Here is a 13,424-nt window from a genome sequence, read left to right as displayed (position 1 = left end):
TATTTATGTACTTATTGAATTCAAATAATCAAAAATCCAGATTCGCAGTGCAACACTGCGAATCTGGATTTTTTATCGTACATTAGAAGCGACAATTCCTAATCGATCACGTTCAATTGCACCCAACTTATACATATGTTGACGGAAACAAGACATGACAAACGCGTGCATGTTGGCTTGTGTAACGTAATAAACAAACCATGGAATGGAAGGGAGATAATCATGAATGGCAATGATTACTTCATTTGACCCCGGAATTTTTCGAAACTCCATTCTGCCACGTTCATTGGAATCAGGATCCATTAATAATCCACCCGTTATATAGTAAAGCGAGCGATCTTTTGTACTACGATCAGCAGAATAACTAAGTTCTAATAGTGTTCGATCGCCTAGGAAACCGATGCGACAGTTTAATTGGTCGTCTACTTCCGTCTTGACCCAAGGATTAAGGAAAGTAGAAAGCCACTTAACGTAATAACGTGCAGTCTCATCAGCTGTCCAGCTATGAGGCAACGCGATTCGTTGTACAGATCGTACATCCTGTTTAAGCGGCCCCATTGGTGATTTCTTTTTCGGTGTTTCTTTTTCTTTCTTTTCTGCTTCAAGCGCTTCTCTTGCCGCTTGAATAAATGGAATTTCACCGTCACTAATACCTTCCATATAATGTTTCGGACTCACAACCATTGGATGTTTTAAGCTTTCCACCAATGGATAGACAATTTCTTTCGGTGTTTGTGTCACCAGACGCAACCAAAGCCTTGATAGACTTAGCGAGAAGAATGGAACATCCAACATTCGTGAAGATTTTCCTGCTACTTCTGCAGTTTTTTCCATCATAACTTTATACGTCATAACCTCGGGACCACCTATATCGATAGATCGTTGCGCAGGTTCAAAGTCTAGTATTAATGAGCTTAATGATTTCATCACATCATCCAGTGCGACCGGCTGTGTATCGGAACGTGTCCATTTAGGTAAAACCATTATAGGAAGCCGTCTAACTAGCTTCGACAAAATCGGAAAAGAAGAACCTTTCGGACCGACAATTAGCCCTGCACGTAATGCAGTGACAGGAACGTTATACGAGCGTAGAATACGTTCCACTTCTAAGCGGCTCTTCAAATGCCGTGATAAATCTTTTTCATCTTCATCTGGAATAATCCCACCCAAATAGACAATCTGCTTAATCCCTTGTTTTTTTGCCGCCTGTGCAAAATTATCTGCCAATATTACATCCATATCTTCGAAAGTTCCTTGAGATAATTTCGCTGATTTCAGCATGGAATGAACGAGATAAACCGCGACATCAGCACCAGCTAAACTCTTCTCCGCATCTTTCATAGAAAATAGATCACAAGAACGCCATTCTATATCTTCCGTATTCTGCCTCTGATCACCATTTCGTGACAGACCAATCACTTTAGCTTTTCCTTTAAGTTTTTTCAATAGATTATTGCCGATATAACCACTTGCGCCAGCTACAGCTACAACCAATTTCCTTTCACCCATACAATCTCACCCTCTCTTGTACGTATACAGTAAAACTACCCATTCCAAGAGTTTTATAAGCCTATATATTTAATTAATACTACTTTTAAGCAGTAGTCTTTGCTTTTTTCATTAAAAGTATTTATAATAAAATGAACGATGAAAACTATATTTGTTTTTAAAGTTTTACTTGATATGTATAAAGATAGGGGTACGATAAATGAAAGCACGTATTATGAAAGCTTTCCTCGAAGAAATTCATGAGAAAAGTATGAAGTTCACAATGGATGATCTAGCGAAAAGACTGGGCATCAGTAAACGAACGTTATACGAAAATTTTTCTTCAAAAACGGAAATTTTAGATGCGATTATTGACTCGACATTACAAGAGTTTGATGAAAAAACCGATATCATCATGAAAGACACTGAACTACAACTTGTAGATAAGATCAAGAAAGTCATTACAGTTATCCCAAAGTATAATGATTTTTATAACTGGCAAATCCTCGATCAGATGAAAAAAACACATCCCGTACAATGGGAACGCGTCCACTCTGCACTTCATGAATGGGATGAACTGCGCGAATTAATTGAACAAGGTATTCATGAAGGTATTATTGCCGATCAAAATGTAGAGTTACTAATGAAATTGATTATAGATGCAACGAACTCCACTCTTGATCGAAAGTTTTTCTACGAAAATCGCATGACCGTAACCGAAGCACTGGATTCTATTGTGGACATCCTGTTGTTTGGATTTATTAAGAAAAGTGACGACTAAAAAACTAATAAAACACTAAAAGTTTTTCTGTTTTACAAAATATGAAAGCGAGATGGAATTATGAGCCTCCACGCATGTGAGGTAACGAATGAAAATTGGCAAGATGTTGCCTATTTATCCGTACACGAAAACCAAAAGAACTTTATTGAAAGCAATTCATTTTCACTAGCACAATCTCAATTTGAACCAGAATGGAAATCCATTGGATTATATGATGGAGAAGAATTAGTCGGCTATGCGATGCATGGACGTGAAGCAGATGGCAATGTATGGCTTGATCGTTTTATGATAGATCAGCATCATCAAGGTAAAGGTTATGCCAGCAGATTTCTTAAACTCCTACTTACCAGAATGGAAGAAAAGTATCAATGCGACAAGATATATTTAAGTATTTATCCAAGTAATAAAGCCGCACAGCATTTATACGAAAAATTCGGTTTTAAGTTAAATGGAAAAATTGATGATGTAGGTGAATTCCCTTGCCTCATCATGGAACTTGATCTTCAAAGGAGTCCTTTGCAATGAATTCATCTTCACCCAAATTCAATCAATTGGATACTGAGCCAGTAGGACGTATCTTTTTACGTTACCTAATACCTTCAACTGTCGGTATGTTACTAATGGCAATCAATATTGTGGCGGACGGCATCATGGTTGGTAATCGATTGGGTGCAGAAGCATTAGCGGGAGTCGGAATTTCGGCTCCCGTTTATACTATCTTTTTTGCTATTTCTTTATGGATTGGTATAGGTGCCGCCACAAAATACTCCATGGCGATGGGTGCCAAAGATATTCAGAAGGCTCGTTCGATTTTCACACATGCGATTCTTTCTATATTCTTTTTCACCGTTATACTAGGCTTGACCGCCTTTATTTTTAGAGATCCGCTAGCGTACGCACTAGGAGCGAATACGACCACTTTCCCTTATGTATCGGAATACTTATTTGTGATTTTACTGTTTGGCTTTATCTTTACTGTAGAGAACACATTTAGTATTTTCGTACGGAACGACGGAGCACCAAATCTTTCAATGGCGGGGCTAATTGTGACTTCTGTCGTGAACATCATCTTGAATTATGTGTTCTTATTCATTTTAGATTACGGCGTTGCCGGTGCTGCAATTGCTACAATTATCGCTTCTTTTTTGGGCATGCTAGTACTGGTCACCCATTTCTTTAAGAAGAATAATAACTTGAAACTGATTCGTTTAAAGTTCAATAAAAAGTTGTTTTTAGCAATCCTATTTGTCGGATTCCCGAGCTTTCTATCTGAGTTAGGGATTTCTTTCTTTACCATTACACATAATATTGCGTTTGAACGGATGGCTGGTACAGAAGGTGTTGCAGCATTCTCTATTTTGAACTATGTGCACAGTGTCATGCTAATGCTATTCTTAGGAATGGGTGGTGCAATTCAGCCACTAATCAGTTATTATCAAGGCTCTGGCAACCGAGAAAGAATGAAGGAAACCGTAAAAAAGGCCACCCTTACTGTAGTCATCGCGGGTGCTGTGTTTTTCCTCGTTGGCCAGTTTGCAGCGGGCCCTATTGTATCGATTTTCGGAGACTTCCCACAAGCCGTCAGAGATTTGGCCACTACCGGAATTAATTTATTCTTCATTGCTTATTTATTCACAGGTACAAACTTCGTGATGATGACGTATTATCAGTCAGTCGGCAATGTACGGATGGCCACTTGGATCACCGCTTCTCGCGAAATTATCATTATGTTGATTTTCTTGATGATCTTACCACGCTTCTTTGGGCTAAATGGTATTTGGCTATCTATCCCTGCGTCTGAGTTTATTGTATTTGTTGGAGTATATTTATATCAACGAAACGCGACTCGTCATTCGCTGAGTGGGTAACATGATTACAGACAAAAGTTATAGTGCAGATCCTATATGGATACTGCGCTATTTTGTTCCTTTCATAAATAATAGTGATATACTGAAAGAGCAACTGAATATCGTGTTAGAGATAGGTGCGTTTATTTTTCTTAAACGCTTAAAAGGGAAATCGGTGAAAAACCGATGCTGTCCCGCAACTGTGAGTTGGAGTATAATTCGTTACCACTGTTTCACCGCAAGGGAAATGGGAAGGTGAATTATACGTTGAAGACGAGCCAGGAGACCTGCCTAGATCAGTACACACCAATACCCTACGCGGATAGGAGGTGTCAAGTGCGGCTTATGAACAATCATACACAAGCCGACGTACGAAAAAACGGGATCAGGACATTCATTAGGTGGCTTCGATACAGCTTCTATCGATCCACTATATATGAATATCCGACTGAACCGTTTAATTCGTCATGGCTTCCCACTTAACATCCTTCCAGGTATTTACCGGACGGATGTTTTTTCATGTCAACGAACCAATACAAAACACGATGAGGAGAATGAACTATGCACAATCAAACAATTGATGACTTTACAAACTTATTAAAGGATACACTGATGTCGGATCGAGTAAGCACTCACTCTACCCCCCTTCCCATACTAGTAAAAGATGTAAAGAAACAAATATCCGAAGATTCCACTAATAACTCTGCAGAAAAAGCTAGACAATTGGCTAATTTAGATAAAGCATATCAAATCGTAGTAGCTGAATTAGTAGGTAGTAACTAATTTATAGTAAAACACCCCTGACTTTGATTTGTGTCAGGGGTGTTCTTGTGTTATAGAGATTCTTTAATGACACGCTTATAATTCAATACGGAAAGCAAACCAAATATAGAATAAAGTGCTGTGTAGATGAACATCACAATAATCGTTGGTGTCAGCATTTCAGTACCAAATAAGAACCAGCCGGATTTCACAGCAAAATAGCTGTGAAAAAGACCGACGATTAATGGAATACCGAAGTTAAATAGCTGTTTTCGTTGAACCCCTTTAAGTAAATCTGTCTGTGTAAAGCCGAGTTTACGAAGAATGGTGTAGTTGGATTTTTCATCTTCACTTTCATCCATCTGTTTAAAGTATAGTATGCACCCAGACGTTACAAGGAAAGCGAGGCCAAGGAACCCGACGATGAACATGATCATGCCCGCAGCTTGCATTTGTTCAATTCTTTCTTCAACCTTCGATTCATGCCCTGCCCAGTCGTTTATCCCCAATTCATTAAATAATTCATTTGCTTTTTCCACATCATTTTCATTGTCAATATCCACCCCATGATACTCTGTAAATTCGGATGTAATAGAAGGATCTTTGTCTTTATTCATTACCTGGAATACTTGATCATCCACTACCGCGACAACGAAAGCATAGGTCACACGCGTTGGGAGAACTGCTACCCTTTCCGTCCCTTTTAGTGTCAGATCATACAAATGCTCTTTACCTTGAAATTCGACTTGCTGATTCGCTTGGAATTTCATGAAGTTTTCCGTCAAACTATCGGAGTTGACGAAGAGCACTTCCTGTTCTGCTACGTCTATCTCCGACAATCCTTCATCACTAATGACGATCATTTCTGTATCGGTATAACTCACATCTGGACTATCCCCAACCGGAATAGATAGAACTCTCGATAAATCAACAGGTGTAGTCAATAGATCAATAGCTGTCTCTGTAAAGACGATGCCTTTACTTTCAAGTGCCTGTGTAAACTCCATTGCACGTGTTTTATCAGGAATGGTAAAGTCAGCAGGAATAGTTCGCTCTACTGATTTCTCTACTGAATAATACGAGATATAACTTAACGAAAGTAATGCTATAGATAGCGCAGATAAAGATGTAATAATCATTAATAGAAAAGAATTCGATTTCATTCGAAACATAATCGAAGAGAGCGATAGTACGTCGTTAACGTTCAAATATCCTCCTTTACGATTACGAATCAGGTTAAAGATAAAGCTGACCGATCCTTTATAAAATAAATACGTTCCTACAATCACAGAAGCGAGTATGACAATCATCACTAGAAATAGCTGATTCACGAGGAACACACTACTAAATAATCGGGCTGATAAATAATAGCCAACTATTATGAGGAGAATACCGAACACACCGATGACCGCTTGAAATACTGTCATCTTTTTCACTCGCTGCTGCGTCACAGTAGTCACACGGAACAAAGACAATATACTTTGTCGTTTAATAAATATCGCATTCATAATCAAAATCAATACAAAGATTGCCGCAAATACGACCAATGTCTGAAATAATGCCTCTGAAGAGAAACGCAAAGTCGCAACATCCATTACACCAGTGACCTTAAATAGAATCAGCATGAGTAATCGGGACATTGAAAACCCTAAAAATATCCCTACAACGAGAGAACCGATGTATAACACAAAATTCTCGACACTTAAAATACGAAAAACAGTTCCTTTCGTCATCCCGATCAATTGGAATAATCCAATTTCCTTACTGCGGCGTTTAATGAATAGATTGTTAGCATATAGCAAAAATACAGATACGATAACAATCAAAAAAACTGAACCTGATTTAATTGCTGCAGCACCTTTCACTCCTCCAGTTGCATCGTCCAATGCTGGATCAAACTGCAAAGTTACGAATGAAAAGTACAAGCCTACGCTAAAAACCAAAGCAAAGATATACACATAATAATGCTTTAGATTTTTCTTGATATTGCGGAAGATTAACTGGTTAAGCGTCATATTGCACACCACCCAGAACACCTTGTGTTTTGATAATATCATTGAAAAATTCGTTTCGTGTTTGGGCTCCTTTATTCAGTTGCGTATAAATTTGTCCGTCTTTGATAAACACGACACGCTCACTAAAGCTTGCGGCAAGTGGGTCATGAGTGACCATCACAATAGAGGCATTTCGCTTCGTGTTGAGATCACTTAGTTTGTTTAACAAATCAGATGCCGCCTTTGAATCAAGAGCGCCTGTTGGTTCATCCGCAAAAATGATGCTTGGATCATGAATAAATGCTCGGGCAGCAGATGTCCTTTGCTTTTGTCCACCTGATATTTCGTTCGGATATTTCGTAGCAATTTCTGAAATCCCTAATTCTTCTGCCACAGCAAGAAACTTTTCATTGGCTAGTTTTCTAGAAACTTTCTGCACCGATAAGGGAAGCAGTATGTTTTCTTTTACTGTTAACGTATCGAGTAGGTTATAGTCCTGAAAGATAAAGCCTAGATGCCGTTTTCGAAATTCGGCCATTTGCTTTTCTTTCATGTCGTTGAGGTTCTGCCCTTCTATACTGATTGTTCCCTGGCTAACGCGATCAATGGATGAAAGAACGTTCAGCAGAGTCGTTTTCCCCGAACCCGATGCTCCCATGATACTAACGAATTCACCTTTTTCTACTTCAAGATTTAACGCACGTAATACTTCCTGTTTATTGAATTTATTGCCGTATGTTTTATAGATTTTCGTTGCTTGTAAAATAACCATATTTATCACTCCTTGTTTATTCTATTTTAATCAATGTACGGATTTTTCTCCTGCCTTTAATATGACAAGTAGAAAAAGCATGTGACGATACTGTCACATGCTTTTACAAACGCGCTATACGAATCATTTCGTTTTCTTTTGCAAAGATCAAAGAGAACCGCGTAGTTTCTCCTACTGTTGACTCTACTTTAATCTTAATCAAGAGAGATTCCGCAACTTGTTTTGCTAAGTACAGTCCCATTCCTGTGGCAGAATGATTTTGATGGTTTGTTGTTCCAGTAAAGCCTTTATCGAAAACGCGTGATAAGTCCCTTAAAGCAATGCCCTGCCCAAAATCTTCGATCGTTAACGTGGTGATACCATCCTTGCTAGCACTCCCGATACGTATGTCCGAATCCTCACTATATTTCACTGCATTCATCAGCAATTGCCTTAGAATGAAGCCGAGCCACTTTGCATCGGACAGCACGTCTACTGTTTCCAATGATACATCAAAACCGATTCGCTTTTGCATACACCATTGCTTTAATGATTTTATCTCCTGAAATAGCAACTTCTGCACATCTGTCTTTTCGATATATAAATCATTCTGGATGAACGGGATACGCTTTTGATGTAGTTGCTGGTCGAGTAACAAATGGATGCGAAGCCACTCATACATCAACTGTGAGCGTAGCGCAGGATCTTCGGTGCGTTCGATCATTAATTGTAGCGTCGTCAGTGGTGTTTTCACTTCATGTATCCAATTTAACATGTCATCTTTCTCTTGCTCTAAACTAATTTGTAATTCATCCAATTGATTTTTAAACACTTGAATTTGATTGGAAACTCTTTCGGAAGTAATAGCTTCGAAAGGACTGTTAGCTTCAGGTATTGCAGTTAGATCGAATGATGGTTCTAACGATTCTAAGTGTTTATAATACCTCGTTTCTTTTCCATAACGCATGACTATAAATATAATGAAAGATAAACAGGAAATGAATGCTATATAGACCGTAGACAAAAATGGAACACTTGTGTCTAAGTAACCCATTGCTAGCACGAGCAATTGCAAGAAGATGAAGAACACGATCCAACTAACACGTTCTCTTATAAATTTCCGGATCATAATTGCTTTTCCTTCGCCATATACCCTTGCCCTACTTTTGTTTCAATGACATCTACCAAGCCGATCTCTGCGATCCGTTTACGTAAACGATTGACATTGACTGTCAGCGTATTATCGCTGACAAAACGTTCATCATCCCAAAGACTTGTAATGATTTTTTCCCTTGATACAATTTCATTCTTTCTTTCTATTAATATTTTTAAAATATATATCTCATTCTTCGTCAACTCAATAGTTCCGTTCTCATTGGTAAGCGTACCTTTCACAAAATCGACAGTTGTATCACACCAAGTTTTTATTTCTAACACTTGATCGGTATTGTAATTATAGACACGCCGTAAGATAGCTTGGACCTTTGCGATCAGTACATCGAAATGAAATGGCTTTTGAACGAAATCATCAGCTCCGAGTTGCATCGACATCACCATATCAGTCGGGTGATCCCGTGAAGATAGAAAGATAATCGGGACATTCGAATGCGTTCGAATCATCCGACACCAATGAAATCCATCGAATTTCGGCAATTGGATATCGATGATTACAAGATCTGGCTTGATTTCCGTAAATTCTTGCACTACATTTGCAAAATCCTCAATTCCGGCCACTGAGTAAGACCATTGCGTTAAACGTTCTTTTATTTCCTCAAATAATGTTTGATCATCTTCGATTAGCATAATTGTAAACAATGAACTCACCACACTTTTCTTGATTGCTATTAGTTTATCCTATAAACAGTCAGATTCAAAACAGCGCGTAAGTGAAAGTAGATTCACTTGCGCGCTGTTTTGATTTCTATTTTAAATAAAATAACCCACCATTCACAACATCCACCGTAATCCGTGGCTTAAAACGTTCTTCCATTGCCCGCTTTTCCATCTCATAACACTCAGGTTTCGGTTCCTGCCCTTCATAGAAATAATCTAATACCGCCTGGTCTTTCCTCCATCTCTTTTCTGCTTCCTCCACCCATGTTAGATCTTCACCTTCAATCACTTTTGTGATCACAGCATCCAATCGATCAAGCGCGCGGACAGGTGTAATGATAAAAGGTAAATGAAATACTTGTTCAGACGATTGGTCGGACAAATCTCGCATGCCAATAGTTTCCTGGAACTCTTTTACAACTGCCCCTGTCATCAAATTGATACCTATTGAATATAAGATCTCCTTCGTTTGATGACTGGTGAATGACACTTTATAATTGACACCAACCCATGGTGTCAGAATCTGCTGCTCGTTGTTAGCCCCTACACGCTCATACAGTTTTACAAACTGTCCCATTTCTTTCGTTACTTGAAATAATTGATGCAATCGCGGGGACCCAAGATGGATTACTTCCCCCTTCATCCCATTTTGCAGTTGCTTCATATCTGTAATTAACGTAAGCTGCGCGGGATTCGGTATCTCATTAACACTTTCTATATACCTCCAATAAAAAGGTCGGTTCATGATTCTTTTATCCATATCAATTGTTAGTTGCACGGTTAGATAATGTTCATTTCCATGAAGTATTTCACAGTCATTCTCCGTAAAGAATCTGTGAAGGTACGTATGGATCTCAGTCGAATGCATAAATTCTCCTCCTTCACACAGACCGTTCTTTCATTTCCAAAATATCATCTAGTTCCCCTACTACTTGTTCAAATGTCTCAATCTTTCCTTGCAACACTTTCATCACATGGTCATCAATCGTCTCTTTCACAGCTAAATTATAAATCTGTACATCGTGCTCCTGCCCTAATCGATGCACACGTCCAATCCGCTGTTCCAACTTCATCGGATTCCACGGAAGATCGTAATTGATGACGTGATGGCAGAATTGAAGGTTGATTCCCTCTGCTCCGGACTCTGTCGCAATTAGTACTTGCGCTTGTTGCTTGAATAAATGCTTGATCCATTCCCGGCTACTTTTGCTTAACTTTCCGTTAAAAATGACATTTGATATACCATTCGCATACAGATAATCACTTAAATACAGCTGTGTCATCCGATACTCAGTAAAAATAATTACCTTGTCATTCGCTTGTAAAATCAGTTCTGTTGCCTTTTTAGCTTTTGAATGAATCGATAATTTCTCTAGTTGTTCAATGACCTTTTCCACATGTGTGATTTCTTCTACTTGCTTACATTCTGGCAATAACTTCATCAATGTACCGATTGTCGCCTCGGGGCTGCTGCACATTTCTCTTTGTAATGTCATCGTGGAAAAAGCATCTGAAAATACCGGGGATATTTCTTTCAGATTGGATACAGCAGTGTAGGCTTGTCTTTCATAGTCCGTGAATGTGATAGGAACCGTATGAACTTTCCGTGTGGACCATTCCACACCCGTGTCCTGTCGTCTGTTACGTACCATAACTTGGCTGACTAGTTCCTTCAAATAACTATCTCGTTCTTCATCACGGTTTTTTGCAGAGAACACGGAAGAAAACTCTTCATAGTTTCCTAAATGACCTTGTTTAAGTAGCGTCACTAAATAAAACAATTCAAACGTATCATTTTGAATCGGTGTGGCTGTAAGCAATAAACAAAATTTCTTCTTCAAACTTTGTACGAACTCATAACTAATCGTCTGATGATTTTTTAATTTATGCGCTTCATCTACAATAATTAAATCATAATCTTGTGCAAAGATTTTTTCCTTATGTGGACTGCGTTTGGCAGTATCCATACTCATTACTACTACATCCACATAATCGAGCGCATAATTCTTTTTGTACAACAGCGCAGGGATGTGGAATTTCGTGTACAATTCTTCCACCCATTGATTGACGAGAGAGGCGGGTACTAGTATCAGTACTTTTTTCACAAGTCCTCTGAGCAAGTATTCTTTAATGATTAGACCTGCTTCAATGGTTTTCCCAAGCCCTACCTCATCCGCTAAAATCGCTTTACCGTTCATCTGTTCAATTACTCGTTCAGCTGCTTTTATTTGATGGGGTAACGGTTTAACGTTCGGTAAGTAAGCAAGTGACTGCAATCCAGTAAAATCAGTAATTAAGTTATTTTTCGTGATGTCATAGCTCATGCTATACAGCACGGAATTATTCCATGGTTCATGGTTTTCAAGTCGTTGAATAAACCCTTCCTTCCAAGAAGACGATCTTTCAATTAGCATTCCAATCACCTCAACTAGCTTGTATGTTTTGATTAGAATACCCAAAAAAGATCATATTATGATAAACAAAAAAGACCCTTCGCAATTGAAGGGTTTAGGTATTGCATTTAGTAGGTTTCAAAAGCGATAAAGCTTCCTTCGTCATCAAAATCAGTTACATGAATTACACGGTCTGAGAATGATTCAGCGACGGCCGTATCTTTCCCTATTGCTAAGGTCAGTACATTGAATTCCCTTTGTTTTTTCTTATCGTTGAATTCGGTTAGGAAACTCTCGCTAATTTCATCTTCTCCATCACTAACGAAAATGACATCTGCATGTTTGAAAGTACTGTCTTCTATTACTTCGAGGGCTCCTTGCAGTGACAGTGTAAAGTCTGTTCCCCCACCCAAATACGTTCTAGCTAGTCGAGCAAGTTCATTTGAAGTGATTTTGCCTTTACGAAATACTTCTTTTTGAATGGTCGTAGAAAATAATAGAACGCATAGATCCCGGCGTTGTTTTTTTGCGATTGATAGAAGCGCCAAGATGAACCCTTTTGACTGGGTATCAAGCAGCTTCATACTTCCAGATTGGTCAAGGCAAAAAACAATCGGACCTTTGCCAAGATTTTCTCGCTTCTTCTGTTCAAACTGCATCGTGTTTCCTTCCGCAAAGCGGCGCAAGAAATCCTTTTTCGTCGAGTCATTTGAATAGAGTCCTAATTCTATCGGCAAGAGGCGTTCCATTTCTTTTCCAATTGTTACGCCACGCCTCTCGATCGCTTCCACATAGCTCGTCTTCTGTTTTTCACGTGCTACTTCTTGAAAACGACCAGCCCACTCTGCAATTTCTTGCATTTTAGGATCCATCGCTACTTGATCCGCCACTGCAAGTTGTTCACGCAATGGAACTTTCTTCAACTCTGCGTCTCCTTTACCTGCACTGCTCCCACCCATCAGAGAAATCAGGCTGTCTTTTACTTTGATCGACTCTTCCACCGCTTCATCGATCGCTTGCAAAAATCGTTCGCCATTCGTTTCAAGTGTGAATTCTAGCTGATCGTTTAACTTGTCCGTAGCCTCGGCTAGTTCCTGGACAGGTCCTTCTTCTAATTCCTCTTGTTGTTCATCCAACCGCTCAATCGGCACGTCTTCTTGTAGCGCTTCTACCGCTTCCATACACTTCAGCAACTCTTCATCTAAAGCTTTTGCTTCAGCTAACCACAGATTGATCTTCTCAACCATTTTCACGGTACACACAGTCGCGGCCAGATCGTCCAAACGAGTAAAGTTTCTATATTCTTCAAAGTTTTCATCTTTCATTAGCTTTTCTACAATGGTCTTGTTCGGTTTTAAGGCTGGATCTATTCGCTCTACTATAATTCTTGGTTTCATTTTATATAGTGATGCCCAAACATCGCCAAGCAACGCTTCTATAGTTGGCAATTGCCCTTTTTCCCTAACCTTTTGTAAACCATCTGACATCTCGAACAGTTCTTTAAAACGTCTTTTATCAAATGCATCTGTATTCAGTACGGAGCGATGATCTCTAATTATTTTACTTCTTTTCATC

General features: G+C 39.0%; 12 protein-coding genes and 1 riboswitch. Of the genes, 4 read left to right on the top strand and 8 right to left on the bottom strand.

The genetic code is table 11. From position 1 onward, the window contains the following. Window positions 1–72 precede the first annotated feature (72 nt). Window positions 73–1,509 carry an NAD(P)H-binding protein gene (locus tag CSV64_RS09275; protein WP_099634344.1) on the bottom strand — a complete coding sequence of 479 codons (1,437 nt, stop codon included), beginning with the start codon at window positions 1,507–1,509 and terminating at the stop codon, window positions 73–75. Window positions 1,510–1,708: 199 nt separating this feature from the next. On the opposite strand from CSV64_RS09275, the gene CSV64_RS09270 reads away from it, so the two are divergent. From CSV64_RS09270 to CSV64_RS09255, 4 genes are all read left to right on the top strand, one after another. Continuing rightward, complete coding sequence (locus tag CSV64_RS09270; protein WP_099634343.1) at window positions 1,709–2,269, top strand: TetR/AcrR family transcriptional regulator; 561 nt, start codon at window positions 1,709–1,711, stop codon at window positions 2,267–2,269. Between the two features lie 60 nt (window positions 2,270–2,329). Continuing rightward, window positions 2,330–2,794, top strand: a complete 465-nt coding sequence (locus CSV64_RS09265; protein WP_099634342.1) for a GNAT family N-acetyltransferase — start codon at window positions 2,330–2,332, stop codon at window positions 2,792–2,794. Further along, window positions 2,791–4,137: an MATE family efflux transporter gene (locus tag CSV64_RS09260; protein ID WP_099634341.1), complete on the top strand. Its 1,347-nt coding sequence runs from the start codon at window positions 2,791–2,793 to the stop codon at window positions 4,135–4,137. Before CSV64_RS09265 ends, CSV64_RS09260 begins: the two co-directional genes overlap by 4 nt. A 97-nt stretch (window positions 4,138–4,234) precedes the next feature. Then, a riboswitch (cobalamin riboswitch) is annotated at window positions 4,235–4,425 on the top strand. A gap of 252 nt (window positions 4,426–4,677) precedes the next feature. Continuing rightward, on the top strand, window positions 4,678–4,899 hold the full coding sequence (locus CSV64_RS09255; RefSeq protein WP_099634340.1) for a hypothetical protein: 222 nt from the start codon (window positions 4,678–4,680) through the stop codon (window positions 4,897–4,899). Between the two features lie 50 nt (window positions 4,900–4,949). Here the strand turns inward: CSV64_RS09255 and CSV64_RS09250 are convergent, their stop codons facing one another. The 7 genes from CSV64_RS09250 to CSV64_RS09220 form a co-directional block, all read right to left on the bottom strand. Then, complete coding sequence (locus tag CSV64_RS09250; RefSeq protein WP_099634339.1) at window positions 4,950–6,893, bottom strand: ABC transporter permease; 1,944 nt, start codon at window positions 6,891–6,893, stop codon at window positions 4,950–4,952. Continuing rightward, a complete protein-coding gene (locus CSV64_RS09245; RefSeq protein WP_099634338.1) occupies window positions 6,883–7,644 on the bottom strand; it encodes an ABC transporter ATP-binding protein in 762 nt (253 codons plus the stop codon). Before CSV64_RS09245 ends, CSV64_RS09250 begins: the two co-directional genes overlap by 11 nt. Before the next feature lie 103 nt (window positions 7,645–7,747). Next, window positions 7,748–8,752 carry a sensor histidine kinase gene (locus CSV64_RS09240; protein WP_099634337.1) on the bottom strand — a complete coding sequence of 335 codons (1,005 nt, stop codon included), beginning with the start codon at window positions 8,750–8,752 and terminating at the stop codon, window positions 7,748–7,750. Next, the gene (locus CSV64_RS09235; protein ID WP_099634405.1) at window positions 8,749–9,438 is read right to left on the bottom strand and encodes a response regulator transcription factor; all 690 of its coding nucleotides are present in this window, start codon (window positions 9,436–9,438) and stop codon (window positions 8,749–8,751) included. The genes CSV64_RS09240 and CSV64_RS09235 overlap by 4 nt, the downstream gene beginning before the upstream one ends. A gap of 106 nt (window positions 9,439–9,544) precedes the next feature. After that, window positions 9,545–10,324, bottom strand: a complete 780-nt coding sequence (locus CSV64_RS09230) for a YqhG family protein (protein WP_099634336.1) — start codon at window positions 10,322–10,324, stop codon at window positions 9,545–9,547. Between the two features lie 13 nt (window positions 10,325–10,337). Continuing rightward, the gene (locus CSV64_RS09225; RefSeq protein WP_099634335.1) at window positions 10,338–11,870 is read right to left on the bottom strand and encodes a DEAD/DEAH box helicase; all 1,533 of its coding nucleotides are present in this window, start codon (window positions 11,868–11,870) and stop codon (window positions 10,338–10,340) included. 107 nt (window positions 11,871–11,977) lie between these two features. After that, window positions 11,978–13,423: a vWA domain-containing protein gene (locus CSV64_RS09220; RefSeq protein WP_099634334.1), complete on the bottom strand. Its 1,446-nt coding sequence runs from the start codon at window positions 13,421–13,423 to the stop codon at window positions 11,978–11,980. Between the last annotated feature and the right edge of the window lies 1 nt (window position 13,424).

It is taken from the genome of Sporosarcina sp. P32b (assembly GCF_002743335.1).
GTDB lineage: Bacteria > Bacillota > Bacilli > Bacillales_A > Planococcaceae > Sporosarcina.
This window is presented reverse-complemented; position numbering and strand designations above follow the sequence as displayed.

Coding starts and splice junctions, on each gene's coding strand:
- CSV64_RS09275 (WP_099634344.1), bottom strand. CDS start 1,509: ATGGGTGAAAGGAAATTGGTTGTAGCTGTAGCTGGCGCAAGTGGTTAT.
- CSV64_RS09250 (WP_099634339.1), bottom strand. CDS start 6,893: ATGACGCTTAACCAGTTAATCTTCCGCAATATCAAGAAAAATCTAAAG.
- CSV64_RS09220 (WP_099634334.1), bottom strand. CDS start 13,423: ATGAAAAGAAGTAAAATAATTAGAGATCATCGCTCCGTACTGAATACA.
- CSV64_RS09240 (WP_099634337.1), bottom strand. CDS start 8,752: ATGATCCGGAAATTTATAAGAGAACGTGTTAGTTGGATCGTGTTCTTC.
- CSV64_RS09245 (WP_099634338.1), bottom strand. CDS start 7,644: ATGGTTATTTTACAAGCAACGAAAATCTATAAAACATACGGCAATAAA.
- CSV64_RS09270 (WP_099634343.1), top strand. CDS start 1,709: ATGAAAGCACGTATTATGAAAGCTTTCCTCGAAGAAATTCATGAGAAA.
- CSV64_RS09225 (WP_099634335.1), bottom strand. CDS start 11,870: ATGCTAATTGAAAGATCGTCTTCTTGGAAGGAAGGGTTTATTCAACGA.
- CSV64_RS09230 (WP_099634336.1), bottom strand. CDS start 10,324: ATGCATTCGACTGAGATCCATACGTACCTTCACAGATTCTTTACGGAG.
- CSV64_RS09260 (WP_099634341.1), top strand. CDS start 2,791: ATGAATTCATCTTCACCCAAATTCAATCAATTGGATACTGAGCCAGTA.
- CSV64_RS09265 (WP_099634342.1), top strand. CDS start 2,330: ATGAGCCTCCACGCATGTGAGGTAACGAATGAAAATTGGCAAGATGTT.
- CSV64_RS09255 (WP_099634340.1), top strand. CDS start 4,678: ATGCACAATCAAACAATTGATGACTTTACAAACTTATTAAAGGATACA.